The organism is Bacillus sanguinis, from assembly GCF_018332475.1.
GTDB lineage: Bacteria > Bacillota > Bacilli > Bacillales > Bacillaceae_G > Bacillus_A > Bacillus_A sanguinis.
The window spans coordinates 19,353-45,381 of the sequence record NZ_BOQB01000085.1 but is presented as its reverse complement, the minus strand read 5'-3'; the positions used below and the strand labels follow the sequence as shown (position 1 = coordinate 45,381).

Annotated in this window: 32 protein-coding genes; 3 read left to right on the top strand and 29 right to left on the bottom strand. The window is 37.8% G+C overall.

Annotation, left to right across the window (positions count from 1 at the left end; translation table 11 throughout):
* Positions 1–27 precede the first annotated feature (27 nt).
* Positions 28–2,757 (top strand): putative bifunctional diguanylate cyclase/phosphodiesterase, encoded by a 2,730-nt coding sequence (locus KI369_RS11250; protein WP_212955999.1) that lies wholly within the window; start codon positions 28–30, stop codon positions 2,755–2,757.
* Between the two features lie 70 nt (positions 2,758–2,827).
* Here the strand turns inward: KI369_RS11250 and KI369_RS11245 are convergent, their stop codons facing one another.
* The 19 genes from KI369_RS11245 to KI369_RS11155 all read right to left on the bottom strand — a co-directional run bounded on the left by KI369_RS11245 (position 2,828) and on the right by KI369_RS11155 (position 17,028).
* Positions 2,828–3,481, bottom strand: a complete 654-nt coding sequence (locus KI369_RS11245; protein ID WP_212955998.1) for a DUF975 family protein — start codon at positions 3,479–3,481, stop codon at positions 2,828–2,830.
* Positions 3,482–3,528: 47 nt separating this feature from the next.
* Entirely contained in the window at positions 3,529–4,311 is a 783-nt protein-coding gene (locus KI369_RS11240) for a DUF975 family protein (protein WP_212955997.1), read from the bottom strand.
* A gap of 130 nt (positions 4,312–4,441) precedes the next feature.
* Positions 4,442–4,843, bottom strand: coding sequence for a F0F1 ATP synthase subunit epsilon (gene atpC / locus KI369_RS11235; protein WP_212955996.1), 402 nt, complete (start codon positions 4,841–4,843; stop codon positions 4,442–4,444).
* 20 nt (positions 4,844–4,863) lie between these two features.
* Positions 4,864–6,273 carry a F0F1 ATP synthase subunit beta gene (atpD, locus tag KI369_RS11230; RefSeq protein ID WP_001032603.1) on the bottom strand — a complete coding sequence of 470 codons (1,410 nt, stop codon included), beginning with the start codon at positions 6,271–6,273 and terminating at the stop codon, positions 4,864–4,866.
* A gap of 119 nt (positions 6,274–6,392) precedes the next feature.
* Positions 6,393–7,253, bottom strand: a complete 861-nt coding sequence (atpG, locus tag KI369_RS11225; protein WP_000157697.1) for a F0F1 ATP synthase subunit gamma — start codon at positions 7,251–7,253, stop codon at positions 6,393–6,395.
* Between the two features lie 213 nt (positions 7,254–7,466).
* On the bottom strand, positions 7,467–8,975 hold the full coding sequence (gene atpA, locus KI369_RS11220; RefSeq protein ID WP_212955995.1) for a F0F1 ATP synthase subunit alpha: 1,509 nt from the start codon (positions 8,973–8,975) through the stop codon (positions 7,467–7,469).
* Positions 8,976–8,986: 11 nt separating this feature from the next.
* Positions 8,987–9,529, bottom strand: coding sequence for a F0F1 ATP synthase subunit delta (atpH, locus tag KI369_RS11215; protein WP_000064683.1), 543 nt, complete (start codon positions 9,527–9,529; stop codon positions 8,987–8,989).
* Positions 9,526–10,032, bottom strand: coding sequence for a F0F1 ATP synthase subunit B (gene atpF / locus KI369_RS11210; RefSeq protein ID WP_001142618.1), 507 nt, complete (start codon positions 10,030–10,032; stop codon positions 9,526–9,528). Before atpF ends, atpH begins: the two co-directional genes overlap by 4 nt.
* 129 nt (positions 10,033–10,161) lie before the next feature.
* The gene (gene atpE, locus KI369_RS11205; RefSeq protein WP_000052064.1) at positions 10,162–10,380 is read right to left on the bottom strand and encodes a F0F1 ATP synthase subunit C; all 219 of its coding nucleotides are present in this window, start codon (positions 10,378–10,380) and stop codon (positions 10,162–10,164) included.
* Positions 10,381–10,436: 56 nt separating this feature from the next.
* A complete protein-coding gene (gene atpB / locus KI369_RS11200; RefSeq protein WP_016085476.1) occupies positions 10,437–11,156 on the bottom strand; it encodes a F0F1 ATP synthase subunit A in 720 nt (239 codons plus the stop codon).
* A gap of 7 nt (positions 11,157–11,163) precedes the next feature.
* Positions 11,164–11,556, bottom strand: coding sequence for an ATP synthase subunit I (locus tag KI369_RS11195; RefSeq protein ID WP_000567600.1), 393 nt, complete (start codon positions 11,554–11,556; stop codon positions 11,164–11,166).
* Positions 11,556–11,780 carry an AtpZ/AtpI family protein gene (locus tag KI369_RS11190; RefSeq protein ID WP_001171218.1) on the bottom strand — a complete coding sequence of 75 codons (225 nt, stop codon included), beginning with the start codon at positions 11,778–11,780 and terminating at the stop codon, positions 11,556–11,558. The genes KI369_RS11195 and KI369_RS11190 overlap by 1 nt, the downstream gene beginning before the upstream one ends.
* Positions 11,781–11,806: 26 nt before the next feature.
* On the bottom strand, positions 11,807–11,920 hold the full coding sequence (locus tag KI369_RS11185) for a DUF4024 domain-containing protein (protein WP_071724806.1): 114 nt from the start codon (positions 11,918–11,920) through the stop codon (positions 11,807–11,809).
* A gap of 373 nt (positions 11,921–12,293) precedes the next feature.
* Positions 12,294–12,923, bottom strand: a complete 630-nt coding sequence (gene upp / locus KI369_RS11180) for a uracil phosphoribosyltransferase (protein ID WP_000517539.1) — start codon at positions 12,921–12,923, stop codon at positions 12,294–12,296.
* A gap of 271 nt (positions 12,924–13,194) precedes the next feature.
* Positions 13,195–14,436, bottom strand: coding sequence for a serine hydroxymethyltransferase (gene glyA, locus KI369_RS11175; protein ID WP_212955994.1), 1,242 nt, complete (start codon positions 14,434–14,436; stop codon positions 13,195–13,197).
* 228 nt (positions 14,437–14,664) lie between these two features.
* Complete coding sequence (locus KI369_RS11170) at positions 14,665–15,282, bottom strand: TIGR01440 family protein (protein WP_212955993.1); 618 nt, start codon at positions 15,280–15,282, stop codon at positions 14,665–14,667.
* Positions 15,283–15,303: 21 nt separating this feature from the next.
* The gene (gene rpiB, locus KI369_RS11165) at positions 15,304–15,747 is read right to left on the bottom strand and encodes a ribose 5-phosphate isomerase B (protein WP_000869917.1); all 444 of its coding nucleotides are present in this window, start codon (positions 15,745–15,747) and stop codon (positions 15,304–15,306) included.
* Positions 15,748–15,843: 96 nt separating this feature from the next.
* A complete protein-coding gene (locus KI369_RS11160; protein WP_212955992.1) occupies positions 15,844–16,284 on the bottom strand; it encodes a low molecular weight protein arginine phosphatase in 441 nt (146 codons plus the stop codon).
* 246 nt (positions 16,285–16,530) lie between these two features.
* Positions 16,531–17,028: a PTS sugar transporter subunit IIA gene (locus KI369_RS11155; RefSeq protein WP_000473666.1), complete on the bottom strand. Its 498-nt coding sequence runs from the start codon at positions 17,026–17,028 to the stop codon at positions 16,531–16,533.
* Positions 17,029–17,414: 386 nt separating this feature from the next.
* Here KI369_RS11155 and KI369_RS11150 point away from each other — a divergent pair, with 386 nt between their 5' ends.
* Together KI369_RS11150 and KI369_RS11145 are read left to right on the top strand one after the other, a co-directional pair.
* The gene (locus KI369_RS11150) at positions 17,415–17,801 is read left to right on the top strand and encodes a DoxX family protein (RefSeq protein WP_061680023.1); all 387 of its coding nucleotides are present in this window, start codon (positions 17,415–17,417) and stop codon (positions 17,799–17,801) included.
* Between the two features lie 159 nt (positions 17,802–17,960).
* A complete protein-coding gene (locus tag KI369_RS11145; protein ID WP_048528044.1) occupies positions 17,961–18,572 on the top strand; it encodes a flavin reductase family protein in 612 nt (203 codons plus the stop codon).
* A gap of 561 nt (positions 18,573–19,133) precedes the next feature.
* Here KI369_RS11145 and KI369_RS11140 read toward each other — a convergent pair.
* From KI369_RS11140 to KI369_RS11100, 10 genes are all read right to left on the bottom strand, one after another.
* Complete coding sequence (locus tag KI369_RS11140) at positions 19,134–19,412, bottom strand: DUF3935 domain-containing protein (RefSeq protein WP_016085469.1); 279 nt, start codon at positions 19,410–19,412, stop codon at positions 19,134–19,136.
* Positions 19,413–19,493: 81 nt separating this feature from the next.
* Complete coding sequence (locus KI369_RS29645; protein ID WP_259652760.1) at positions 19,494–19,625, bottom strand: hypothetical protein; 132 nt, start codon at positions 19,623–19,625, stop codon at positions 19,494–19,496.
* A gap of 19 nt (positions 19,626–19,644) precedes the next feature.
* Entirely contained in the window at positions 19,645–20,193 is a 549-nt protein-coding gene (locus tag KI369_RS11135) for a manganese efflux pump MntP (protein WP_212955991.1), read from the bottom strand.
* 77 nt (positions 20,194–20,270) lie between these two features.
* Entirely contained in the window at positions 20,271–21,311 is a 1,041-nt protein-coding gene (locus KI369_RS11130; protein WP_212955990.1) for an L-threonylcarbamoyladenylate synthase, read from the bottom strand.
* 108 nt (positions 21,312–21,419) lie between these two features.
* Entirely contained in the window at positions 21,420–21,878 is a 459-nt protein-coding gene (locus KI369_RS11125; protein WP_212955989.1) for a GNAT family N-acetyltransferase, read from the bottom strand.
* 49 nt (positions 21,879–21,927) lie between these two features.
* Positions 21,928–22,791 (bottom strand): stage II sporulation protein R, encoded by an 864-nt coding sequence (spoIIR, locus tag KI369_RS11120; protein ID WP_212955988.1) that lies wholly within the window; start codon positions 22,789–22,791, stop codon positions 21,928–21,930.
* Positions 22,792–22,902: 111 nt separating this feature from the next.
* Complete coding sequence (gene prmC / locus KI369_RS11115) at positions 22,903–23,754, bottom strand: peptide chain release factor N(5)-glutamine methyltransferase (protein WP_212955987.1); 852 nt, start codon at positions 23,752–23,754, stop codon at positions 22,903–22,905.
* Positions 23,754–24,821, bottom strand: a complete 1,068-nt coding sequence (prfA, locus tag KI369_RS11110) for a peptide chain release factor 1 (protein ID WP_212956014.1) — start codon at positions 24,819–24,821, stop codon at positions 23,754–23,756. Before prfA ends, prmC begins: the two co-directional genes overlap by 1 nt.
* Positions 24,822–24,964: 143 nt before the next feature.
* Positions 24,965–25,552, bottom strand: coding sequence for a thymidine kinase (locus KI369_RS11105; protein WP_098670892.1), 588 nt, complete (start codon positions 25,550–25,552; stop codon positions 24,965–24,967).
* A 107-nt stretch (positions 25,553–25,659) separates the two neighbouring features.
* Entirely contained in the window at positions 25,660–25,905 is a 246-nt protein-coding gene (locus KI369_RS11100; protein WP_000643433.1) for a type B 50S ribosomal protein L31, read from the bottom strand.
* Between the last annotated feature and the right edge of the window lie 124 nt (positions 25,906–26,029).

Below are 26,029 nucleotides of genomic sequence, written 5' to 3'. Positions count from 1 at the left end.
CATATGTATATATCGTGGGTGAGATAAATGAAAAAACAAACACATGTAAGTATTCTTATAAGCATTATATTGTTGTCTGTAGCAATTCATTACGTGGCAATGCCTTTTCTATATGAATACTCATTTCCTTTTCAAATTTTAATTGGAATGAGTACCTTATTCATTGATATTATCGCTTGTAGTTATATACTTTATTTTTCAAATAGGAAGGAAGGGTTACCTCGTTTATTTTGGACCATTTTATCTTTTGGAACCCTCTCTTATTTCATTGGTGATATTGTCGTTGCCTATCAACGTTTAATTTTAAAGGACTACTATACGTTCGTTGATCCGTCCGATTTTTTTTACCTACTTTTTTTAATTAACTTTGCAGTCGCCTTTCTATATGAAATCATTTATAACCGTGATTTATTAGAAAAGCTCTTTATGATATGTGATATTTGTATCATCGTTACAGCCCAATTTACTTTAAGTTACTACTTACTTATTGAACGAACCATTTACGTTTCTTCAACATCCTATGTCGACATATTTGTTCAACTTGCCTATCCAATGGCTGATTTACTTTTTCTTTTAATAGGAATCAATTTGTTATTCAAGCCATTATCGTTATTATCAAAAAAAGTCGGCGCAATTCTTGGCGGTGCCTTACTTTTATATGCTACTACAGATGCAATTTATGCTTATATCAAATACTTCACACCCGAGTATTCTATGTTTACAATTACTCCTCTCTATCAAGCAACTTTAGTACTAGTAGCAATCGCCTGTATTCTGCATACAAAAGAACCTGAAAGACAAGAGCAAGTACTATTAACACCTAAACTTGGGGAATCGATCAGATTGTCATTACCTTATATTTCTGTAGTCATGCTTATTGTTTTTATATTAGTTGAATACGTTTTTGCACCTATTGTAGTAATAGGGCTTATGATAACTTTCTCCTTCGTTCTCATACGCCATAGTTTAGTTCGAAAACAAAATAAAATATTATTACTAGCTCAAATGCAATTCAACTTAGAACTCGAAAAACAAATTGAACTACGTACAGAAGATTTAGTAGAACAAAAAAATGAACTTTACCATAACCAACAAATGTTTAAATCTTTATACGAGCACCATCCAGATCCAATCTTCACTTTAGATTTGTACGGTAATTTCCTCAATGTGAACAACGCCGGTACTACCTTACTCGGTTATCAAACGAATGAATTGTTAAAACAACCATACTATTCACTTACGTATGAAGAAGATTTGGAAGAAATCATTAATGCCTTTCATCGGGTAAAAAAGGGGAAATCTATTTCTTTAGAAATACGGGCATATCATAAAAATAGAGATATTTACTACTTGCATGTTACAGCTGTTCCTATCTTTTTAAAGGATCATATTTCTGGGGTTTATTTAATGATTAAAGATATTACAGAAAGCAAACAACAACAAGAACAAATTAATTTTCTAGCCTATCATGATACGTTAACAGAGCTTGCAAATCGCCGTGCATTTCATCAATATGTAGAACAAGCGATTGCTCGATCCGAAATATCAAAAAAGCCTTTCGCTGTTATGTTTCTCGATTTAGACCGCTTTAAAGTTATTAATGATACCCTCGGTCATAGGGTAGGAGACCTTCTATTAATTGCAGTAGCAAAAAGACTCGAAAGACTATCGACACCAAATATGAAGCTGGCCCGGCTAGCCGGTGATGAGTTCACAATCCTTATCGAAAATTATAAAAAGAGGCCAGATGTAAAAAAAATAGCTGATACAATTGTAGCAGCTATGAACGAACCATTCGAAATCGAAAATCAACATTTACAAATCTCACCGAGCATCGGGATTGCGATATATCCTGAAGCAGGTGCAGATCCATTGTCCATTTTACAGCATGCTGATATGGCTATGTACGAAGCAAAAAATCAAGGGAAAAACGGTAGCTCTCTGTACACGAAAGAATTGTATAAAAAAATGGAACGAAAAGCTCGAATTGAAAAAGATTTACCACTCGCTTTAGTAAACGAAGAGTTTTATCTCGTCTATCAACCACAAATTGATATTACGACGAAAAAGATTATTGGGGCTGAAGCATTAATACGCTGGAAACACCCCCTCCTTGGTGACATTCCGCCATGTGAATTCATTCCAATTGTAGAAGAGACACCACAAGTCGTTCCACTCGGTCATTGGGTATTAAAAGAATCTTGTCGCCAGTTAACAATATGGCATACTTTCGGCTACACAGATTTAAAAATAAGTGTGAACTTATCCGCAAAAGAGTTCCAGCAAGAAAATTTAATCAAGAACATTTCACAAATAATAACAGACATTAAAGTCAATCCAAAGCATGTAATACTTGAGTTAACAGAACGAATTGCAATGATTGATGAAAAAGAAACATTATCAAGACTAAAACAATTAAAGGAATATGGTATTCAAACGTCCATTGATGACTTCGGTACCGGCTATTCTTCTCTCGCTTATTTATCCATTTTCCCTATCGATACATTAAAAGTACCGAGGGAATTTACACAACTAGCCGATCATCGACCTGAGGAAAGAGCCATCGTTTCCACTATCCTTTCCCTTGCAAATACGTTAAATCTCTCTGTCATTGCTGAAGGAATTGAAACAGAAAAACAACTTAAATTTCTTCAAAAAAACAACTGCAAATATATGCAAGGCTACTATTTCAGTAAACCACTTACGAGTCATCAATTTATAAAATTTCTACAAAAAACACCCAGTATGAACCAATAGCTCATACTGGGTGTTTTTATCATGCTATTTGCGAATAGTAAAACTAGTCATCAACGTGAGATGCCCCACTTTATAGTGTCGGAATTGTTTTCTCATAATATTCCTCTGCAATTTCTTCATAAAAAGCTGCTGACGTCGTATAAAAATATGGAATTAACCATAGGAATCCAATCCCGAGTGTAATACAACTTAATATAAACCAACCAATAAAGCTTAAACATAAAATGAAATACTCCATCTTATGTCCATCCATCATACGACGGCTTTCTGTAATAGCTTGATTTATGGAATACTCAGGATGATCATTTATTATAAAGTACGTCATCGCATAAGAAAATGATTTAATAATGCCTGGAATAATAAATAGTAAAAACCATAAGAAAATATAAATATTCACTACGATATATAATAAAAATGACTTTATAAACTTACTTCCTTCTGTAAACCATCTGAATATATGCCCGATACTTGCTTCTTTTTCACGGATGAAATGCAGTGCTAAATAATAGCCACCTAACGTCAATGGACCTACCATCAATATTGAAATAACATCTACTGACAGTGAGCTATTTACTTCTTTCCAATCCCAAACCTGAGAGAAAATGAAATCAATACTAAAACTAAAAGCTGAAATAAGAATCGAAATCAGTAATGTTGTCCCGACAGCTAATCCCCATTTCCCTTCTAATGAATCTAGCGCTTCTCCTTTTAAATCACTAATCATATTTTTCCTCCTATACATAATAACTCTATTAGTATAGCATGTTCCTACTACAATTCATCTTTTGAAAGATAGCGATAAAAATGCGCTGTCGTTGTACTCATATACGGACTAAGCCAAAGAAAACCTATTCCGAGTGTAAGAATCGCTAAAATTGCCCAACCTATAAAACTCAGCCACAACAGAAATAAATCTAATTTGTGCCCCTTCATAAGACGCTTACTTTCTTTCATTGCCTTTGACACACTATATTCTGGATTTTCAATCATAACGTAGTACGTCATCGCATAAGAAAAGTACATCACAATCATACCAACAATTGAAATAGCTAATAGTACAAAGAAAGCGATAGCAAACGACGTATTTCCTTCTTCACCAAAAAATGCAAACAAGGCTACTAGCAGCATTGGAATCCATGTACCTGTATATAACAAAATCGCAAGCATTGCCCACATCGTTTTCATCATTCTTTTAAAGCCACGAAATCCTTCGAATAAGTGATCTACTTTGGCACCTTCTCGTTTACTAATCTGTAAAAATACATTTGTATAACCGTATGATGTAATTCCATACGATGCATTACTCAAAATTATTATGATACAATAAAAAATACCAAATGTAATACCTGCTCCGATTGACATTGTTTCCTCTTCAATTGACCCAGTTAAGCTAACAACTAAGAAAAATATAATAATTCCTGGAATTAACATTATAAGCATTGCAGCCATTGAAACAACATAACTTAAAATAAAATATAAAATCGTTGATCCAACACCTAGTCCCCAATTTCCTTTTAAAGAGTGCAGCGCTTCTCGTTTCATTTCACCGATCATTTATTCATCCCCTTTATAAATTGTTGTACATTCTCTACTTATACAAGCATCAATATAATTATACCATTTTTGTAAAATTATCCATGAACTACACAAAAAAATCCGTAAAGGCAAAGCCTTTACGGATTTTTTATTTCATATCGGAAACGTTTAAACGGTTCACAGCACGTTGTAATGCCATTTCTGCACGTTTAAAGTCAACATGTGCTTGTTTATCTTGCATACGTTGCTCAGCGCGACGCTTCGATTCATTTGCACGATGGATATCGATATGGTTTGCTTCTTCAGCAGATGATGATAATACAGTTACTTTATCTGGACGAACTTCGATAAAGCCACCGCTTACTGCTACATAATCAGTGTGTCCACCATGTTTCAGACGAACTGCACTAATTTTTAATGGTGCAACAGTTGGAATGTGACCTGGTAAGATCCCCATTTCTCCACTCTCTGCTTTTACGCTTACCATTTCTACTTCTTTTTCGTAAACCGGTCCATCAGGAGTTACAATACTGACTGGAAATGTCTTCATAATTCGTCCCTCCTAAGGCCTTACGCCATCATTTTCTTCGCGTTTTCAATAACTTCTTCAATGCCACCTACAAGACGGAATGCATCTTCTGGAAGGTCATCATATTTTCCTTCTAGAATTTCTTTAAATCCGCTAACTGTATTTTTTACAGGTACGTAAGAACCTTTTTGACCTGTAAACTGCTCAGCTACGTGGAAGTTTTGAGATAAGAAGAATTGAATACGACGAGCACGATGTACAACTAACTTATCTTCTTCAGATAACTCATCCATACCTAAGATAGCGATGATATCTTGAAGCTCTTTATAACGCTGTAAAGTTTGCTGTACTTGACGAGCTACTTCATAATGCTCTTCTCCTACGATTTCTGGAGAAAGTGCACGAGATGTAGATGCTAATGGATCTACGGCTGGGTAAATACCCATTTGTGTTAAACGACGCTCTAAGTTTGTTGTTGCATCTAAGTGAGCGAACGTTGTAGCTGGTGCTGGATCCGTATAGTCATCGGCTGGTACATATACCGCTTGGATAGACGTGATAGATCCTTTATTTGTAGATGTAATACGCTCTTGTAATTGACCCATTTCTGTTGCAAGTGTTGGTTGGTAACCTACCGCAGATGGCATACGACCAAGAAGGGCAGATACTTCAGAACCTGCTTGCGTGAAACGGAAGATATTATCGATGAACAGAAGTACGTCTTGTCCTTGCTCATCACGGAAATGTTCAGCCATTGTTAAACCTGTTAATGCAACACGTTGACGTGCTCCAGGTGGCTCGTTCATTTGTCCGAATACCATCGCAGTTTTCTTAATTACGCCAGAATCGCTCATTTCGTGGTATAAATCGTTACCCTCACGAGTACGCTCACCTACACCAGCGAATACAGAGATACCACCGTGTTCTTGTGCGATGTTATTAATTAATTCCTGAATTAATACAGTTTTACCTACACCGGCACCACCGAATAGACCGATCTTACCACCCTTAATGTAAGGAGCAAGTAAGTCTACTACTTTAATACCAGTTTCAAGAATTTCTACTTTAGTAGATAATTCTTCGAATGCAGGTGCTTGACGGTGAATTGGATCACGACGTACGTCGGCAGGAACCTCACCATCTAAGTCAATTGCATCACCTAATACGTTAAATACGCGACCAAGTGTTGCATCACCAACTGGTACAGAGATTGCTTTACCAGTATCTTCTACTTCTGTACCACGAACAAGTCCGTCTGTGGAAGACATTGCAACTGTACGAACTGTATCATCACCTAAATGAAGTGCAACTTCAAATGTTAAGTTAATGCTTGTTCCGTTTTCGTTGCTTTGTTTTACCGTAAGGGCGTTGTAGATTTCTGGTAGCTTTCCGCCATCAAACTTAACGTCTACAACCGGACCCATGATTTGCGTAACGCGCCCTTTATTCATCGGGTTCCCTCCTAGCTTTCTTTTAATTAGCTAACTTGCTACGAGCAGTTAGCTTTTAATTTTTTATTGGTTGATAGCTTACGCGACTCTTTTGAAAGAGTCGCGTAAGCTTTTTATTACTACTCTAACGCTGCTGCTCCACCAACGATTTCCGTAATTTCTTGCGTAATCGCTGCCTGACGCGCACGGTTGAATGAAAGTGTAAGTGAATCGATAACTTCCATTGCGTTGTCTGTAGCACTCTTCATTGCTGTCATACGCGCTGCGTGTTCACTTGCTTTACCGTCTAGTAATGCACCGTACACTAAGCTTTCTGCGTATTGTGGCAATAGTACTTTTAAAATTTCTTCTTCAGAAGGTTCGAATTCATAAGCTGTCGTCGGTTTATTAGACGCCACATCAGTAAGCGGTAAAATTTTATTTTCCGTTACTTCTTGTGAAATTTTACTTACGTAATGGTTGTAGTAAATATACAGCTCATCATAAGCACCATCTGCGAACATCGCAATTGCTCGAGAAGCAAGGTCTTTAATATCAGTAAATGATGGGTGGTCAGATAATCCAACTACTTCATCAATGATGTTAAAGCCGCGACGTTTTAAATAATCACGTCCTAGTCGGCCAAGCACAATAATTGAATATTGGTTTGAGTCCATATTATGACGTTCACGAATTACGTTACTCACTGTACGTAATACGTTACTGTTATAACCACCTGCTAGTCCGCGATCAGATGTAATAACGATGTATCCTGTACGCTTTACAGGACGCGCATTTAGCATCGGATGATTAATTCCTTTACTTCCTTGCGCAATGCTCGCTACTACTTCTTGAATCTTTTCCATATACGGAACGAAAGATTTAGCATTTTGCTCTGCACGGTTTAACTTAGATGCAGATACCATCTCCATCGCTTTCGTAATTTGACTCGTTTTCTTTGTCGAGTTAATCTTCGCTTTTATATCGCGTAAAGATGCCACAGGTTTTCACCACCTTTTTTCCGGAAGTTGGCACGATTAGTAAGAATTCTCTTCCTAATCTACGTTGCAAGATATTCTTGCTCATGATTGAAGGAAAAGAATAGGTGCACCTACTCTTTTCCTTTACATAACCGTCAGCAATCTCAAAGCCTGAGATGCCTTATATATTATCTAGCTCCGGCGGCTTGTACGAGCCGCTGGAGCTTTTATTTATTACTCAGAAGCTACGAATACTTTTTTAAATCCATTAATAGCTGCTGCAAATTTGTCGTCATCCGCAAGTTTCTTAGTTGTGCGGATTTCTTCTAATAAGTCAGTCGCATTAGAATCTAACCAAGCATGTAATTCTTCTTCGAAACGAGTGATATCTACTACTGGGATATCATCTAGGAATCCACGTGTTAAAGCATAAAGAATGATAACTTGTTTCTCTACACGTAACGGTTTGTGTAATCCTTGTTTTAATACCTCAACAGTACGAGCACCACGGTTTAGTTTCGCTTGAGTTGCTTTATCAAGGTCAGAACCGAACTGAGCGAACGCTTCTAACTCACGGTAAGATGCAAGGTCAAGACGAAGTGTACCTGATACTTTACTCATTGCTTTAATCTGAGCAGATCCACCTACACGAGATACAGAAGTACCCGCATCGATTGCTGGACGTACGCCAGAGAAGAATAGGTCAGATTGTAAGAAGATTTGTCCATCCGTAATAGAAATTACGTTTGTTGGGATGTAAGCTGATACGTCCCCTGCTTGTGTTTCGATGAAAGGTAGTGCAGTTAAAGAACCGCCGCCTCTTGCATCACTTAATTTTGCTGCACGCTCTAATAGGCGAGAATGTAAGTAGAATACATCCCCTGGATATGCTTCACGACCTGGAGGACGACGTAATAGTAATGACAGCTCACGGTAAGCCGCTGCTTGTTTTGATAAGTCATCATATACTACTAATACGTGTTTACCATTGTACATGAACTCTTCACCCATTGTTACACCAGCGTAAGGAGCTAAGTATAATAATGGAGCTGGTTGAGAAGCTGATGCAGTTACAACGATTGTGTACTCTAATGCACCGTGCTTACGTAGTGTTTCTACTACGTTACGTACAGTTGATTCTTTTTGTCCGATCGCTACGTAGATACAAATCATATCTTCATCTTTTTGGTTAATGATTGTATCAAGTGCAACTGCTGTTTTACCTGTTTGACGGTCACCGATGATTAACTCACGTTGACCACGGCCAATTGGTACAAGAGCATCGATCGCTTTAATACCTGTTTGAAGTGGCTCATGAACAGATTTACGATCCATTACACCTGGTGCTGGACTTTCGATTGGACGAGTGTTTGTTGTATTGATTGGGCCTAAACCATCAACTGGTTGACCTAATGGGTTTACAACACGACCGATTAGTTCTTTTCCTACTGGTACTTGCATGATGCGACCAGTACGACGAACTTCGTCACCTTCACGGATTTCTGTGTAAGGTCCTAAAATAATGATACCTACGTTGTTTTCCTCTAAGTTTTGTGCTAGTCCCATAACGCCGTTAGAGAACTCTACAAGTTCACCAGCCATAACGTTATCAAGACCATGAGCACGCGCAATACCGTCACCAACTTGGATAACTGTACCAACATCACTAACTTCGATTTCAGACTGATAGTTCTCGATTTGTTGCTTTATCAGTGCGCTAATTTCTTCAGCTCTGATGCTCATGTGCTTCACCCCTATCTATTCTTCATTAATTCACGCTGAATACGTGCTAATTTTCCTTGTAAACTTCCATCATAAATGCGATTTCCAATACGTACTTTAATGCCGCCTAGTAAATCTTCATCTACAACATTTTTTACGCGAATTGCATCTTTTCCTGTTCTCTTTGCAAATGCTTCTGCAATGTTAAGCTTCTCTTCTTCTGATAGAAGACGAGTAGAATATACAGTTGCATCCGCTACGTTACGTTCTTCATTAGCAAGAACAACGTATTCATCTGCAATTTCAGGTAAGATATCAATGCGTTTGTTATCAATTAAAATATATAACGTATTTAAAATAGATTCAGAAACAGACCCGAATACGTTTGCAAGAAACGTTTTCTTTTGTTCCTTTGAAATGTTCGGTTGCGTTAAAAAGCTATGTAGTTCTCCGTTCTTTACATAAACGTTTTGTACAAGGCGTAATTCCTCTTCAAACATTTCTAATACGTGTTTTTCTTTAGCAATTTTAAAAAGAGCGACAGCATAACGTTTTGCTACAATCCCATTGCTCATCGCGCTTCTCCTACTTCTTTAATATAATCGCGAATTAACTTAACTTGATCTTCTTCTTTTAACTCTTTTTCAATTACTTTAGAAGCAATTTGAACAGATAAAGAAGCGACTTGTTCTTGTAAAGCAGCAATCGCTTGCTCTTTTTCGCGTTGAATTTCTTGTACAGCAGATGCTTTAATTGATTCTGCTTCTTCTTTCGCAGCAGCAACAATAACATCTTTTTGATCTACAGCTTGTTTTTTCGCTCTTTCGATTAACTCTTGTGCTTCAACACGCGATTGTTTTAACATTTCACGTTGTTCTTCTACTAATTTCTTCGCTTCAGCGTTACTTCTTTCTGCAGCGTCGATTTCATTAGTAACATGCTCTTCACGTTCTTTCATAATTCCCATTAAAGGACCCCACGCAAATTTGCGTAGCATTACTAATAGAAGTAAGAAAATGAACAATGTATAAGCAATCGTTCCAAATGGAATGGCAGCCCCTAATAATAAAGTTGGCACAAGGATTCACTCCCTTCAAAATATCTAAATTGATCATATGAAAAAAAAAGACATACGTTTCATCCATAAAGCAATGGCGAAGAAAGTTCGGAAAAACACTCTTCGCCATCTATGTAAGGGGAGTCTCCCTTATTTGTTCATTACGATGAATGCAATAACTACACCGATGATTGGAAGTGCCTCAACTAAAGCAACCCCGATGAACATAATTGTTTGAAGTGCGCCTTTTAATTCTGGTTGACGAGCAACACCTTCGATTGTACGTGATACGATAAGACCGTTACCAATACCTGCACCTAATGCTGATAAACCAATTGCAATTGCAGCTGCGATTACACCTAAACTCATTTAATTTGTCCTCCTTTGTATTATAAAAAAATAAATTTTTTCTTACTTAAATTATATTAATGGTCATGGCTTACTTTATGAGCCATATAAACCATCGTTAACATAACGAAAATAAATGACTGGATTGATCCAACAAATACGCTGAATCCCATCCATGCTAACATTGGTACAAGCGCACCTAATGCTCCAAGGAATGATGCCCCGCCTAACTTAGCAAGTAATCCTAATAAGATCTCACCTGCATAAATGTTACCGAATAAACGAAGACCTAACGTTAATGTGTTAGCAAACTCCTCAATAACCTTTAATGGGAATAAGAATTTCATCGGTTGGAAATAACCTTTAACGTATTCTTTCGTACCCTTCATCTTAATTCCATAATAATGGGTGAGGGTAACTACCATCACGGCTAATGTTAATGTAACTGCTGGATCAGACGTTGGTGATCTCCACCATGCAATATGTTCGCCAGCCTCAACTGTTGAATACATGAATGGTAAACCAAGGAAGTTCGATACGATGATAAACATGATAAGCGTAACGCCAAGCGTTAAGAAACGTCCACCTGTTTTCCAGTCCATCGTACTATTGATAATCCCTTTCACGAAGTCAAACACCCATTCCATGAAATTTTGCATTCCTGTTGGGCGAAGAGCTAAGCTGCGAGTTCCGATAACAGCGATTAAGAAAACAATAACTGCTGCTACAGTAACCATCATAACTGATGACAAATCGAACGTTAAACCTAGAAATTCAACTAATCTACCGTGTTCCACTAGTAATTCACCTCTCTTCCCTGCTCTTATACTCTAAATAAAGAAAATCTATGATCATGACAAGGTATCCTGTCAGCAATCCTACACCTAGGCCCCACATCGCAATTAACTCTTGATATTTGGCTGCAAATAAAATTAATAACCCAATCGTGGCGAATCTTGAATATGTACTTACCGCCGTCGCCTTAAACTTTACGTTTTCTCCATTTGTTACGCGATCCAACAGCTTGTCTGTTCTACGTGCAATGATGCGCAAACTAAGAAAACTGAAAATCGTTCCGATAATCAGTCCAAGAAATACATCCTTGTAAGAGGTGAATCCCCATCCTAGCACTAGAAGCGCAAGCAAGTAGTACATATATTTCTTTTGTCTTTGGACAAGTCCATGTACGTCTATCATCATTGCTCTCCCGAATAGTAATGTCGAATGAGTCGAATCATTGCGTATATCCCAGTTCCTAATCCGAGTAATAACCCTATAATAAGAAACAACGGAAACGTTCCAACCTTATTATCAATCCACTGCCCACCAAAGATTCCAATAAGAATAGAACCGACTAACTGAGCAAGAATACCTGACATTAAAGCATAAGCTTTTATATGGCTGCGATCGTTTTTTTGCAAGGATTCATCCCTCCAATATGTAGCCCTCATTCACGATGTGTTAATAATAACTCATTTTTTTGCATAAATCCTATACAAAATAAAAAGTTTACATTTTCGTCACTGAATAGATGTATTTTTGTCACTGAAAGCCCTACCATCTATCCCCGTTGTTAGCATACAATAGGGTATTAACAGTGTCAACGAGAAATCGTAAAAAATCAAAAAATTTGAGTATTAGTCATTTCCTCCCAAAAATGAAAACGTTCCCCTTCTAAATACTGGTTAGAGATATGCAATTTCTAACAGTTTTCTCTTTATAATAGAAGGAAATGTTCACAAGTTTGTCACTATTATATTTTTAAGATATAACGCTTTCCTTCCATAATATAGTGCTCTTTAGACGTAAGACTTCTATATTATATGTGATGTGTATGCAACTTATGTTGTATATACTATGTATATTTATCCCCCCTCCCCTACCTCATCAAGGTACAAAAAAAACGAGAGGGGAACCCCCTCTCGTCAGTTGTCTTACTTCGTTCCGAATAAACGGTCACCAGCGTCACCAAGACCTGGTACTACATATCCGTGGTCATTTAATTTCTCATCTAATGCTGCTACATAAATATCAACATCAGGATGTTCTTCTTGTACTACTTTTACTCCTTCTGGAGCTGCAACGATACACATTAATTTAATTTGTTTTGCACCGCGCTTTTTCAGAGAGTTAATTGCTTCAGCTGCAGAACCACCTGTTGCTAGCATCGGATCTAGCACGATAAAGTCACGCTCTTCTACATCCGTTGGAAGTTTCACATAGTATTCTACCGGTTGCAATGTTTTAGGATCGCGGTATAAACCAACGTGTCCTACTTTTGCTGCTGGAATTAATTTCAGAATTCCATCAACCATTCCTAAACCTGCACGTAAAATCGGAATTAAACCAAGTTTTTTACCAGCGATCACTTTTGTTGTCGCTTTGCTTACAGGCGTTTCAATTTCAATATCTTTAAGTGGAAGATCGCGAGTAATTTCAAAAGCCATTAAGCTTGCTACTTCGTCCACTAATTCACGAAAATCTTTCGTACCTGTATTCTTATCGCGAATATATGTAATCTTATGTTGAATTAACGGGTGATCAAATACATACAGTTTTCCCATGTGAATCTCTCCTTTAGATGATATTCATGCGTTTGCACGCTTTTTTACACTATTTACGATTGTAAAGAAAACGCTACTAATATTCAAGGGCAAATTTGGCAAAATCATGATTTTACGATGAATCTATCTAGTATCTTTACCAATTATGGGAGCTGTATCCTTCATTATATCGCCAAAATTTATTCATCATTTGTATACATACTTAAAGAACAATTTATGTCCAAAAAAAAACTGCCAAAACAATTACGTCTCAGCAGTCTTCTTTCATCTATTATAGATCTGTGTACATTGGGAATTTGCTCGTTAACGCTTCTACACGCTTACGTGCTTCTTCTAATGCAGCTTCATTTTCATGATTTTTTAATGTGTAAGCAATAAGTGACGCAATTTCATCCATTTCTTCTAAACCGAAACCACGAGATGTTACAGCTGCCGTACCGATACGTACACCGCTTGTTACAAATGGGCTTGCCGTTTCAAATGGAATTGTATTTTTGTTCACTGTAATACCAACTTCATCTAATACGTGCTCCGCTACTTTACCTGTGATTTCTAAGTTACGAACATCAATCAGGATTAAGTGATTGTCTGTTCCGCCAGAAACAAGTGTAAGTCCTTCTTTTTGAAGACCTTCAGCTAGGCGGCTCGCATTATTAATGATATTTTGTGCATATGTTTTAAACTCATCTTGTAGTGTCTCTCCAAATGCAACAGCTTTTGCAGCGATTACGTGCATAAGTGGGCCACCTTGAATACCAGGGAAGATTGATTTATCAATTTGTTTTGCAAATTGCTCTTCACATAAAATCATACCACCACGTGGACCACGTAATGTTTTATGTGTTGTCGTTGTAACGAAATGTGCATGTGGTACTGGGTTTGGATGTAAACCAGCAGCTACTAAACCAGCGATATGTGCCATATCAACCATAAAGTATGCACCCACTTCATCTGCAATCTCACGGAATCGTTTGAAATCGATAACACGAGGGTATGCACTTGCACCTGCAACGATTAATTTTGGTTTATGTTCTTTCGCTTTTGCTAATACATCATCGTAATTAATACGGTGAGATTCAGCATCCACGCCATATTCTACGAAATTATATTGTACTCCACTGAAGTTAACAGGGCTTCCGTGTGTTAAGTGACCACCATGAGATAAATTCATACCAAGTACTGTATCGCCTTGCTCTAAAATCGTGAAGTATACTGCCATGTTCGCTTGTGCACCAGAATGCGGTTGAACATTTACATGCTCTGCACCAAAAATTTCTTTCGCGCGATCACGTGCGATATCTTCTACTACGTCTACGTGCTCACAGCCACCATAGTAACGTTTTCCAGGATATCCTTCAGCATACTTATTCGTTAAAACAGAACCTTGTGCCTCCATTACTGCTTCACTTACGAAGTTTTCCGAAGCAATTAACTCAATCTTTGAACGCTGTCTTCCTAGTTCTGCCTCAATCGCAGCAAATACCTTTTCATCTTGACGTTTTAAATGATCCACCAAAATCCCCCTTTTCTGAACGAATTACATCGATTCCCAATAGTTTTTTCTCATTTATTCAGAAAAAACGAAAATTCAGGTTGTAATTCTTTCGAACCTTCATGTTTTCAACTACATTCTAACATGACTTTCTATATCATAAAAGAAAAAAAAGACCGAAAATCGGTCTTTTCTTTCTTTTATGATAAAGTCAGACAACATACCTTATTCGTTGGATACAATGAAACTTTAACGACAAGAGATAGTCTCTTCCTTCGCCGCATAAACAGCACGTGCTCCACCAATTAGTTTTCCACGTGTTGTTGCCATCGTTACATGCGCACTTCCAATTTCCTTCACACCTGTACGAACCGGAACAGCTACATGTTTTAAATGCATACCGATAAATGTATCACCAATATCCATTCCTGCATCTGCTTTAATAAACTCAATTACTACCGGATCTTTCAAATTGTGATAAGCATATGTTGCTAATGCACCACCTGCTGATCTAACAGGCGTAACTGTTACAATTTCAAATTGATATTTCATCGCCAACTCTCTCTCAACTACTAAAGCACGGTTTAAATGCTCACAACATTGAAACGCCAACTCAATACCTGTTTGCTCTTGAAATTGTTTTAACTCAGAAAAAATCGCCTCTGCTACTTCCATCGTTCCTGATGTTCCAATTCTTTCTCCTAGCACTTCGCTCGTGCTACACCCCACTACAAAAATTTGACCATTTTGTAATAAAGCTTGTTCTTGGAAATCCGAAAGCGACATTTGTAACTGCTCTCTTACCTTTACGATTTCTGTCATTACGCCTCTTCCTTTCACAGGTTGGTTCACCAAATTATATTTCATACTACTTCTAGTTAGAATCTATTACTTTGTTTCGTATGTTTTAATTTTTCCTACGCGGTTTTCGTGACGACCACCTTCATAGTCGGTTGTTAACCAAATTTTTGCGATGTCACGTGCTAGACCCGCACCAATTACACGCTCGCCCATTGCTAACATATTCGTATCATTATGCTCTCTCGTTGCTTTCGCACTGAAAGTATCATGAACTAAAGCACAACGAATACCATTTACTTTGTTTGCAGCAATTGACATACCGATACCTGTCCCACAAACTAAAATACCACGATCTACTTCGCCATTCGCTACCATTTCCGCTGCTGGAAACGCAAAATCAGGGTAATCAACAGAACCAGCTTCACATTCACAACCTAAATCAATATATTCAATATTTAACTCTTCTAATAAACTTACAAGTTCTTTACGGATATTCATACCGCCGTGATCAGATGCTACTACTACTTTCATTTTTACCCCTCCAAAATTTCAATCAATTATCTTCATTTCTCACTCGCCACCACAATGGAACGAAGTGATCTCCAATATCGTATTATACACGAAACATCAACCTTCTGAATGTTTTTTCAGTAAAGTTTGTACAAGTTTTTCCATCTCTTCTAACGTTTCTTTATAAATAGAAAGTGATCCGCCAAATGGATCTGAAATATCCTTACTTCTCCCCTCGGTTACTCCATATAATGTATCTACTTTCTCTTCAACACTCGGATAATGCCCAAGGACAATTTGTTTATGATTTTCCGTCATCGTTACTACAATATCTGCCCAATCAATCAAGGTTTCGTTTACCTGCTGCGAAGCATGATCGATTGCAATTCCCTTTTCAGCTAAAGCTTCCTTTGCATAAATCGACGCATCACTTCCAGGATAGGCGAAAACACCAGCAGATTGCACTTCAAACTTTCCTTCCCCATGATGACGAAGTAACGCCTCAGCCATCGGGCTACGGCATGTATTTCCAGTGCAAACAAATAATACTCGTTTCATCCAAACCCACCCCTTTTCTCTGCTTCCTTTCCTTTATCATAACGTACATAAGAATAGAACAAAAGAAATGTGGATATACGAAAGACGCATTTCTCTTATATTTTTTCTAAGAAAAATGCGCCTTATCCACATATATGTGAAACCCTATTTCCAAGTGCCCAAAGTATTTTAACATACATAAGGAACAGACTACAAAACAAAATAAGGAATCCATTTCATACGAAACGGATTCCTTTCATGCAATAATTATTTCATTGTAACTTTCATTACTTCTGTTGAACCTTTTGTAGCAGTTACACCTACAGTTGTCTTAATAGACTCAGCTGCATCTGTATTTGTGATAACGATTGGAGTAATTGTGCTTTTCGCTTTTTCACGGATTAATTCTAAGTCGAATGAGATTAATTTATCTCCAGCTTTTACAGCTTGTCCTTCAGAAACGTGAGCTTCGAAACCTTCGCCTTCCATTTTTACAGTTTCTAATCCAACGTGGATTAAAATTTCTGTACCGTTTTTCGCTTTAATTCCAATCGCATGTTTCGTGTGGAATAATTGTACGATTTCACCATCAACTGGAGATACAACTACACCTTCAGTAGGATCGATTGCAACACCGTCGCCCATCATACGACCAGCGAATACCGGATCTGGTACTTCTTCAATATTTTTCACTGCTCCAGTTAATGGAGCTACGATTGTTTCTTCATTTGTTTTCGAACCAAGACCGAATAATTTTTTAAACATAGGATAGTCCTCCTTATAATTTACCTAAAAGTTTATAGGGCAATCTCTATTAAAGATCTGAATAAACGTAAGACCTCATACTTCGAATATTATACTGTAAAAACGCTTTCGAAATAAATTACGTTATTACTACTAGACTCTTATTGTAGCGTCTCACAAAATTCCAGTCAATTCTGATTGTCTGAATAACAATAAGAAGTTAACTTCTACTTATATTTTCTCTTTTTTTATCCAACTTGTCTAGAGGTCTTTACTACATTTTATTTTTTGTTGTTAATTTGTAAAATTTTATTCAAACTTTTTTCGAAATCCACTTGACTAAAGTAAGTAACTATTTTATTATTACTTACATAAGGTAAGTTAATAACTTTTTGGAGGTTTTTAAAATGATGGATTTCGGTCTTCTTATTATTCGTCTTATTATAGGTATTACATTCATGGGTCATGGTGCTCAAAAATTATTTGGTTGGTTCGGCGGTTACGGTTTAAAAGGAACAGGCGGCTGGATGGAATCAATCGGTTTACGCCCTGGTGTATTCATGGCATTTATGGCTGGCGCAACTGAATTATTAGGTGGTTTCTTATTCGCATCAGGTATTTTCACTGCAGTTGGTTCATTATTTATTGTTGGAACAATGTTAATGGCAATCTTCACTGTTCACGGAAAAAATGGTTACTGGGTGACACAAAACGGATATGAATACAATTTAATGTTAATCGCTGTTGCGATTGGTGTAGCTTTAATCGGACCTGGCGCATACGTTTTACTGTAATATTCATCTCAGTTTCGAGATTATTCGAACGGAACTTACTTCATTACAATTGAAGTAAGTTCTTTTTATTACATAAAAATATTATTTTCAGCAGGAGTTTTCCACTAACATCTTGTAAACAAACAATAAGTCGTCATATTTAGAAAGGGGATTTTAAGCATGTTATCCATTAATCCAAATGAACAAACAGAAAAAGAGAATTACAAATTATTAACGGGAAGTATCATTCCACGCCCTGTCGCATTCGTTACTTCTGTAACAAAAGACGGCGTATTAAACGGAGCACCATATAGTTATTTCAATATTGTTGCTGCTAATCCACCACTTATCTCAGTTTCTGTGCAACGGAAAGCAGGAGAAAGAAAGGACACTTCTCGAAATGCAATTGAAAAAGGTGAGTTTGTCGTACATATTTCTGATGAATCTTACGTAGAAGCAATTAACGAAACAGCAGCTAACCTCCCGCCAAATGAAAGTGAAATTGAATTGGCGAAACTAACACCAATTGAAAGTGATGTCATCTCCGTTCCAGGTGTAAAAGAAGCAAACATTCGAATGGAGTGCGTACTAGAACGTGCAATCCCTCTTGGCGGAACAGAAGACTCACCAGCTTGCGATTTACTAATCGGACGCGTCGTTCGTTTCCACGTCGCAGAACACCTATACGAAAAAGGTCGCATTCACGCAGAAGGACTAAAACCAGTAAGCCGCCTAGCAGGACACAACTACGCAAAACTAGGAGAACAATTTGAATTGGTGAGGCCTGTTTAAAAGTGGAGGCGACTCGTTCAGCTCTGACCAGCTAAGGTTCTCTCGCACAAAAGGTGCTTTTTACCTTTCGTGCGGGAGGTTCTTAGATGCGAAGAGCTAGTCGCTGGAACTGGATATATCTAAAAGTGGAAGCGGCTCTTTCAGAATCGCAGGGCATTGGAGCTCTCGACCTTGAAGCGCTTTTTGCTTCATGCGAGAGAGCGAAATGACCGGAGATTCTAGCCGCTGGAGCTGGATAACACCTAAAAGCGGAAGCGGCTCGTTCAGAATCGCAGGGCATTGGAGCTCTCGACCTTGAAGCGCTTTTTGCTTCGAGCGAGAGAGCGAAATGACCGGAGATTCTAGCCGCTGGAGCTGGATAACACCTAAAAGTGGAGGCGACTCGTTCAGCTCTGACCAGCTAAGGTTCTCTCGCACAAAAGGTGCTTTTTACCTTTCGTGCGGGAGGTTCTTAGATGCGAAGAGCTAGTCGCTGGAACTGGATATATCTAAAAGTGGAAGCAACTCAATTACTTCCATCACTTAAACATAAAATCCCCTGCTTTTTAGCAGGGGATTTTATCATTGTAATTCTTCCTTCTTCTCTTCTAAAGTAGGTACTTTCTCTTTTTTCGGTTTCCCAAGCTTAATGACTAAGAAATATAGGGAAAGCAATGTAATTAGAAAAACAATTAAAAACGGGTATGGAGAATAAAAGGCACGCGCTGCCTCCGTTTTTCCCGCAACAAACTTCAATGACTCAATATCTAAAAACTCAGCAAACATTTGTACACCGAGCATACTAAACCAAAATACAAAAAAACTAATAATAATACCAAAAACTTGCTTCAATCTCGTCATTCATCTCATCCTTTCTATATGTGTAATTTTTTAGCGCAATTAGTATAGTATAAATAAAACTATGCACAGAAAGGAGCTATCTTACCATTCGCGAATTAACTTCATCCAACCTAAAATTGAATTTTGCAAAATAATACCCCAAATAATAAGCAGTCGCAACCATCTAGGAAAGAAAGTTACAAATCGAATATACCATTCTAATAGCTTGTTCATAACGCCCTCCTCCTTAAAATTATATAGGAAAAAGGAGATATAATCCAAATCCAACGAGAATGATACCACCTACTATCTCGCCATATGTGCCGAGCATATCTTTCGCATGTCTACCAATTAATAAACCAATCCAAGCTAATAACATGCTAACAAACCCAAAAAGTAATATCGTAATAATTGTCTGTGCCCCGTAAATACCAAGACTAAGACCTACTGAAAAACTATCTATACTAACGCCAAATGCAAATACGAATAAGCTAATTCCAATAGGGGCCGTTCTAGTCCCTTCATTCTCTAAAATAGAGGAATATACAATATAGAACCCTAGTCCAATTAATAAAATAGCACCTGCAAAATGTGCAATATCTCCATACTGCTCTGATAAAAAACGACCTAATACCATCCCTATAAATGGCATGATAATATGAAATATCCCTATCGTCATACCGATATACAGGATTTGTCTTCCCTTTAAGGTCATCATTCCCATACCAAGACTCACCGAGAACGCATCCATCCCTAAGGCGAATGCCATAATTGTTAAAGGTATTAGCTGTTCAAACGTCATTCATGTCCCTCCTCGGACGTGCTACTTCAAAATATGCTTATCCAAGGAGAAATATTCTGTTTGCTAATCGTACCTTATCATTCAGTAATAATTTGATGCCCTGCCGCTTTTGTTAAGCGATTCATAATGGCATTCCCTATTCCTTCATTCGGGAATGATTCACTAAAAATAACATCTACTTCACTTGCATCAAACGTTCTAAGTACATCATATAATTTAGTTGCAACGCTAGCTAAATCGCTTCTTATACCACAAGACAATACAACATCCGCGCTATATACGTGCTGATACTCTTCTGTCGTTAATACACCTACTTTGAATCCTTCTTCCTTCTTCTCATCCACAAGGCTTTGAATAAATTCACGTGAACCTTCAACAATACTCAGTGGCGCTTTCGGTGCATAATGTGTATATTTCATTCCAGGTGATTTCGGTTTTTCCTTCTCATCCTTTAAAGCCGGATCTAGAGAAACAGTACCAATCACCGCTTCCAATTGTTCTTTCGTAATCCCACCTGGACGTAATATCGTTGGAACAGCGCTCGTACAATCAATTACAGTCGATTCAACACCTACCCCTGTTGCACCACCATCTACAATACCTGCGATTTTCTCATTTAAATCTTCATATACGTGAGACGCTAACGTCGGACTTGGACGACCAGAACGATTCGCACTCGGTGCTGCAACAGGTACATTTGCCTCTTCAATAAGAGCAAGCGCTACTGGATGATCAGGCATTCTTACTCCAACCGTATTAAGTCCTGCCGTCACCTTCTCTGAAATCCCTTCTTTTCTAGGTAAAATAATTGTTAACGGTCCTGGCCAAAAGTGCTCCATTAATTTCTCTGCAACGGGCGGGATTTCTTTCACAATCCCATCTAACTGCGATTTTGTACCGATGTGGACAATAAGTGGATTATCACTTGGTCTTCCTTTCGCTTCAAAAATTTTCGCGATTGCTTCATCATTCATCGCGTTTGCGCCTAGTCCATATACTGTTTCGGTAGGGAAGGCAATCGCCTCGTTTTCCCTTAATAATTTTGCTGCTTCTTGTAACTGTGGATAATATTTTTTTCTTTCCACAACATTATCCACAACCCACATATTTGTATGCATTTTTTCCCACGTCCTTTTCTACCCTGAAATACTTGTCTATTTTTAGTTTACTATGAGATTTATCCAAAAGACAAACAAGGTTTATCCACAAAATGTGGATAAACCTAATTAATCCGTGGATAACTTTGTGAATAGCTGACAATTTAGTATTATTGCATTTGGCTCTTTTATATTTTTACAAAAGTGTTCTAACTGTCGAATTCCCTTTGGTACGTTTTCTTTCTCTATAGTAACAAAGTCAAAAAACTGAAAGATTGTTATAGATTGTGGATGATTTGTTAATAAGTACAATTGTCGAATATTTTTTTCTTTCATATACCGCAAAAACATTTCAAAAAAATATAAGAAAGTCTGCTTATCCACATTAGGTGTGAATAAACAAGAACGAATCAGTGCGTTTTCTTTACTTTGTTCATATCCAATGACAGCCCGTATTTCTTCCGCCTCTTCCAAAATCATAAATTGCGCGTACAACTCATTTATTTTATCATCTTTTTTATTAGCTTGTCCGAAAAAAGAATGCAATCTTTCCACATCTGCCTTCGTCGCAAAATACACTTTCTTCATAGTAAATCCCTCCTCTTTTTTATATATGAGAAGGGACTTGTTAATAGTACTATTTAGAGAATAAAGATGCAAAAGCCTCTACAATAAATAACTTCACTTCTGGTTTTTCTTCTTCCTCCTCTACTTTTACATAATCATTTTGTTTTTCTTGCTTTTGTTCCACAGGCTTCTCCACTTTTTCCACAGTTTTTGTTTCTTCTTTACTTACAGGTTGTTCTTCTACTTTTGTTTCATTTTTTACTACTTTCTTTTCAGAAGCTGTTACTTTTTTTGCTACTTCCTGCTTTACAACTTTCGTTTCTTTCACTTTATCCTCTTTCTTCTCTGGTACATCTACTACTTCCTCATCTTGCTCCTTAACTTCCCCCTCTCCAGGAGATTCAGCCTTCACAACATGTTCTTCTTTCCTTACAGCTGTACCACTTGAAAAATCTAAGAAACACATCGGTGGAAATAATACACACCACCAGTTTGCCCCTTCACCTTCCCCAATTGTAATTAAGACCGCTTCATATTCCCCTGCTGGGTAAATAAAATTCCCATATACCTTTGTAGGAAACTTTACATTCTTACTGAATTTCACTTGAAATGCATCTTTACTTCCTTCTTTTTTCAACGTATTTGCCACTGTTTTTTCGATTTCTGGAATATGGCTTTGAATGACTTTACGCGCCTCTTCAAATGAAGTCAAATCCGCTACCCATCCGTCAATTTGTGCTTTTACTTCATCACGCACTTTGCGCTTTAAGGCCTGATCTTTATCTGAATCACTATTTGCTAAAATTCGTAATCGAACGGCCTCTTTCGGAATAACTGAAGGCCCTTTCGCATCAGCTTTCATATATCCAAACTGCACAAGTAACTGTGCACCAATTAGTAATAGAAGAAGATAAGCAATAACTTGTTTTTTCATTTCCTCCACCGTCCCTTCTACAAACAGTGTGGACAGACTTTCATCTTTCTAAACTATTAAATTCAAAATCTATATAAATTTTTCCAAAAAAAATAGAGTAAGGTGTGAACCTTACTCCATCTCTGCAAATACCATACGGTCTTTTCCATTAATATCAAAAACAACCTCAACATGAGCGTGAGGAAAAGTTTGTTGTAACAACTCTTTTACGTCCTCACCCTGCCCGACTCCAATTTCAAATGCCACAATTGCTTTCTTCTGCAGCACATTCGGCAACTCTTCCATAAAACGACGATAGAAATCTAATCCGTCTTCACCGCCAACAAGTGCTCTCTTTGGCTCATGCTCTTTCACCACAGGAGAAAGGCCACGCCAATCCTCTTCCGGTATATATGGAGGATTTGAAACAACAACATCTAACTTTTGACCTGTTTCATAAAATGGCGATAATAAATCACCGTGATAGAACGTTACTTCTGCGCCCAAGGTTTTTGCATTTTCCTTTGCAACTTCAATCGACTCTTGTGCGATATCTACCGTATACACATGAAGATTTTTATTTTCTAAAGCAAGCGTAATCGAAATCGCTCCGCTACCTGTACCGATATCTGCTACATGTAGTTTCTCATTACCAAAATGGCGCTCGACTCTTTCTAACACTCCTACTATGAGCTCTTCTGTTTCTGGTCTTGGTATTAATACTTCTTCATTCACAAAGAACGATCTTCCATAAAACATTTCATAACCAATCATATATTGAATAGGAATACCTTCTACATGCTTGTGGATAAACTCTGCAAAACTTTTTTCTTGTTCCGCAGTTATTTCCTCTCGCATATTCATCAATAATCCTGTTCTATTCGTCTTTAATACATGACAAAGGACAATTTCTCCCGCATTTTCATCTCGTCCATTCTCCTGTAAAAAAGAAGAAGCCCATTTCAGGGCTTCATAGACACGCATTACTCAGCTGCCTCCATCCTTTGAGCCTGATCTTCCATCACTAAGGCATTGATGAAATCATCTAACTTACCTTGTAAGATTTGATCTAGCTTTTGAATCGTTAAGCCGATTCGATGGTCTGTAACACGGTTTTGCGGGAAGTTATACGTACGAATACGCTCTGAACGATCGCCCGTACCAACAGCTTGTTTACGGTTTTGATCATACTCAGCTTGTGCTTCTTGTCTAAACTTATCATAAACACGTGCGCGTAATACTTTCATCGCTTTTTCTTTATTCTTAATCTGTGATTTCTCATCCTGACAAGATACAACTACACCAGTCGGTAAATGCGTTAAACGTACCGCTGACATCGTTGTATTAACGCTCTGTCCACCAGGTCCACTAGAAGCGAATGTATCAACACGAACGTCTTTTTCATGAATGTCAATTTCTACTTCTTCCGCCTCTGGTAATACAGCTACAGTTGCTGTAGATGTATGAATACGTCCACCAGATTCCGTTTCAGGAACACGTTGTACACGGTGAGCACCATTCTCGAATTTCAGCTTCGCGAACGCACCTTTACCGTTAATCATAAAGATAATCTCTTTATATCCACCTAACTCTGTATAGCTAGCCTCAATAATCTCAGTTTTCCAACCTTGCACCTCAGCGTAACGGCTATACATACGGTATAAGTCACCAGCAAATAAAGCAGCCTCGTCGCCACCAGCAGCTCCACGAACCTCAACGATAACGTTCTTATCATCATTAGGGTCTTTTGGAACAAGTAAAATTTTCAGACGCTCTGATAATGTTTTATCTTGTGACTCTAACTCAGAAACCTCTTCTTTTACCATTTCACGCATTTCTGCGTCTAACTTATCTTCTAACATTGCTTTCGCATCTTTTAGTTGCTCACGAACATCTTTATACTCACGATACACTTCTACCGTTTCCTGTATATCAGACTGTTCCTTTGAATACTCACGAAGCTTATTTGTATCGCTAATAACCTCTGGGTCGCTTAACAATTCATTTAACTTCTCATAACGATTTTCTACAGCTTGCAAACGATCTAACACATCATTCACCTCTACATCCTAGTATCTAATACAAATAGTATATGGTACTTACTCAAAAAAACGCAAATTATATTTAAAAGCGCAAGCGGCTCGCACCGCTCCTTCTCTCTATTCTGAAAAAAACCCGCCTTGCGCAGCGAGTTTTACTTATCTTTGTTTGTAGGAACTGCATGACAATGACGACAGCGTGGTTCATACGATTCTGAAGCCCCAACTAAGATAATCGGATCATCAAATGCCGCTGGTTCTCCATCAATTAATCGTTGTGTACGACTAGCCGGAGATCCACATGCAGAACATACTGCTTGTAGTTTTGTTACATGTTCAGCAATCGCCATCAGCTGAGGAACTTGTCCAAATGGTAGACCACGGAAATCTTGGTCTAAACCAGCTACAATGACACGATAGCCACGATTTGCCAATACTTGCACCACTTCCACAATGTCCCCATCAAAGAATTGCACTTCATCAATTGCAATTACATCCATCTCTTCAGTGATATGCTCAAATATATCTTTTGAAGCTGAAACAGGAACTGCTCTTACCTTTAATCCGTTATGTGATACAACGTCTTCTTCACTATAGCGATTATCAATACATGGTTTAAATACAATTGCATGTTGTTTCGCAAATTGTGTACGGCGCACACGGCGGATAAGCTCTTCTGATTTGCCAGAAAACATACTACCGCAAATCACTTCAATCCAACCGTTCTGATTTATTAAGTACATGAAGCTCTCCTTTCATCTACTTTTACTTAAAAGTAGGGTAAAGGTATAATATTTTCGCAAAAAAAACAGACAAGCGAATACATACACTTGCCTGTTTTATGTTTTTATTACTTAAGACCGTATTTCTTATTGAAGCGGTCAACGCGTCCGTCTGCAGTAGCAAACTTCTGACGTCCAGTGTAGAATGGGTGAGAATCAGAACTGATCTCAACTTTTAGTAATGGATAAGTGTTACCATCTTCCCACTCAACAGTTTCGTTAGATCCTTTAGTAGATCCGCTTAAGAATTTGAAGCCTGTGTTTGTGTCCATGAATACAACTTTCTTGTAATCTGGGTGAATTCCTGCTTTCATTCTTTTCATCTCCTTCCGCCCTGAATCATTTTCGAAACAGAGTTTTTCATCTTCAGCTGCATACACAACTATATTGATGAAACACATATGATGAAATTATAACAAGGCTAACTTCATTTTGCAA

What these genes read in the sequence shown, in the direction of transcription:
- KI369_RS11100 (WP_000643433.1), bottom strand. Translation starts at nt 25,905, where the DNA reads ATGAAAGCAGGAATTCACCCAGATTACAAGAAAGTTGTATTCATGGAC.
- KI369_RS29645 (WP_259652760.1), bottom strand. Translation starts at nt 19,625, where the DNA reads ATGAACAAGCTATTAGAATGGTATATTCGATTTGTAACTTTCTTTCCT.
- KI369_RS11170 (WP_212955993.1), bottom strand. Translation starts at nt 15,282, where the DNA reads ATGAAATATAATTTGGTGAACCAACCTGTGAAAGGAAGAGGCGTAATG.
- rpiB (WP_000869917.1), bottom strand. Translation starts at nt 15,747, where the DNA reads ATGAAAGTAGTAGTAGCATCTGATCACGGCGGTATGAATATCCGTAAA.
- KI369_RS11250 (WP_212955999.1), top strand. Translation starts at nt 28, where the DNA reads ATGAAAAAACAAACACATGTAAGTATTCTTATAAGCATTATATTGTTG.
- atpA (WP_212955995.1), bottom strand. Translation starts at nt 8,975, where the DNA reads ATGAGCATCAGAGCTGAAGAAATTAGCGCACTGATAAAGCAACAAATC.
- atpH (WP_000064683.1), bottom strand. Translation starts at nt 9,529, where the DNA reads ATGAGCAATGGGATTGTAGCAAAACGTTATGCTGTCGCTCTTTTTAAA.
- KI369_RS11130 (WP_212955990.1), bottom strand. Translation starts at nt 21,311, where the DNA reads ATGCATACAAATATGTGGGTTGTGGATAATGTTGTGGAAAGAAAAAAA.
- KI369_RS11195 (WP_000567600.1), bottom strand. Translation starts at nt 11,556, where the DNA reads ATGATAGACGTACATGGACTTGTCCAAAGACAAAAGAAATATATGTAC.
- KI369_RS11135 (WP_212955991.1), bottom strand. Translation starts at nt 20,193, where the DNA reads ATGACGTTTGAACAGCTAATACCTTTAACAATTATGGCATTCGCCTTA.
- atpD (WP_001032603.1), bottom strand. Translation starts at nt 6,273, where the DNA reads ATGAATAAAGGGCGCGTTACGCAAATCATGGGTCCGGTTGTAGACGTT.
- atpE (WP_000052064.1), bottom strand. Translation starts at nt 10,380, where the DNA reads ATGAGTTTAGGTGTAATCGCAGCTGCAATTGCAATTGGTTTATCAGCA.
- KI369_RS11125 (WP_212955989.1), bottom strand. Translation starts at nt 21,878, where the DNA reads ATGAAGAAAGTGTATTTTGCGACGAAGGCAGATGTGGAAAGATTGCAT.
- KI369_RS11140 (WP_016085469.1), bottom strand. Translation starts at nt 19,412, where the DNA reads ATGACGAGATTGAAGCAAGTTTTTGGTATTATTATTAGTTTTTTTGTA.
- KI369_RS11240 (WP_212955997.1), bottom strand. Translation starts at nt 4,311, where the DNA reads ATGATCGGTGAAATGAAACGAGAAGCGCTGCACTCTTTAAAAGGAAAT.
- atpC (WP_212955996.1), bottom strand. Translation starts at nt 4,843, where the DNA reads ATGAAGACATTTCCAGTCAGTATTGTAACTCCTGATGGACCGGTTTAC.
- KI369_RS11185 (WP_071724806.1), bottom strand. Translation starts at nt 11,920, where the DNA reads ATGGTAGGGCTTTCAGTGACAAAAATACATCTATTCAGTGACGAAAAT.
- KI369_RS11155 (WP_000473666.1), bottom strand. Translation starts at nt 17,028, where the DNA reads ATGTTTAAAAAATTATTCGGTCTTGGTTCGAAAACAAATGAAGAAACA.
- KI369_RS11245 (WP_212955998.1), bottom strand. Translation starts at nt 3,481, where the DNA reads ATGATTAGTGATTTAAAAGGAGAAGCGCTAGATTCATTAGAAGGGAAA.
- KI369_RS11150 (WP_061680023.1), top strand. Translation starts at nt 17,415, where the DNA reads ATGATGGATTTCGGTCTTCTTATTATTCGTCTTATTATAGGTATTACA.
- KI369_RS11145 (WP_048528044.1), top strand. Translation starts at nt 17,961, where the DNA reads ATGTTATCCATTAATCCAAATGAACAAACAGAAAAAGAGAATTACAAA.
- KI369_RS11160 (WP_212955992.1), bottom strand. Translation starts at nt 16,284, where the DNA reads ATGAAACGAGTATTATTTGTTTGCACTGGAAATACATGCCGTAGCCCG.
- upp (WP_000517539.1), bottom strand. Translation starts at nt 12,923, where the DNA reads ATGGGAAAACTGTATGTATTTGATCACCCGTTAATTCAACATAAGATT.
- spoIIR (WP_212955988.1), bottom strand. Translation starts at nt 22,791, where the DNA reads ATGAAAAAACAAGTTATTGCTTATCTTCTTCTATTACTAATTGGTGCA.
- prmC (WP_212955987.1), bottom strand. Translation starts at nt 23,754, where the DNA reads ATGCGTGTCTATGAAGCCCTGAAATGGGCTTCTTCTTTTTTACAGGAG.
- KI369_RS11105 (WP_098670892.1), bottom strand. Translation starts at nt 25,552, where the DNA reads ATGTACTTAATAAATCAGAACGGTTGGATTGAAGTGATTTGCGGTAGT.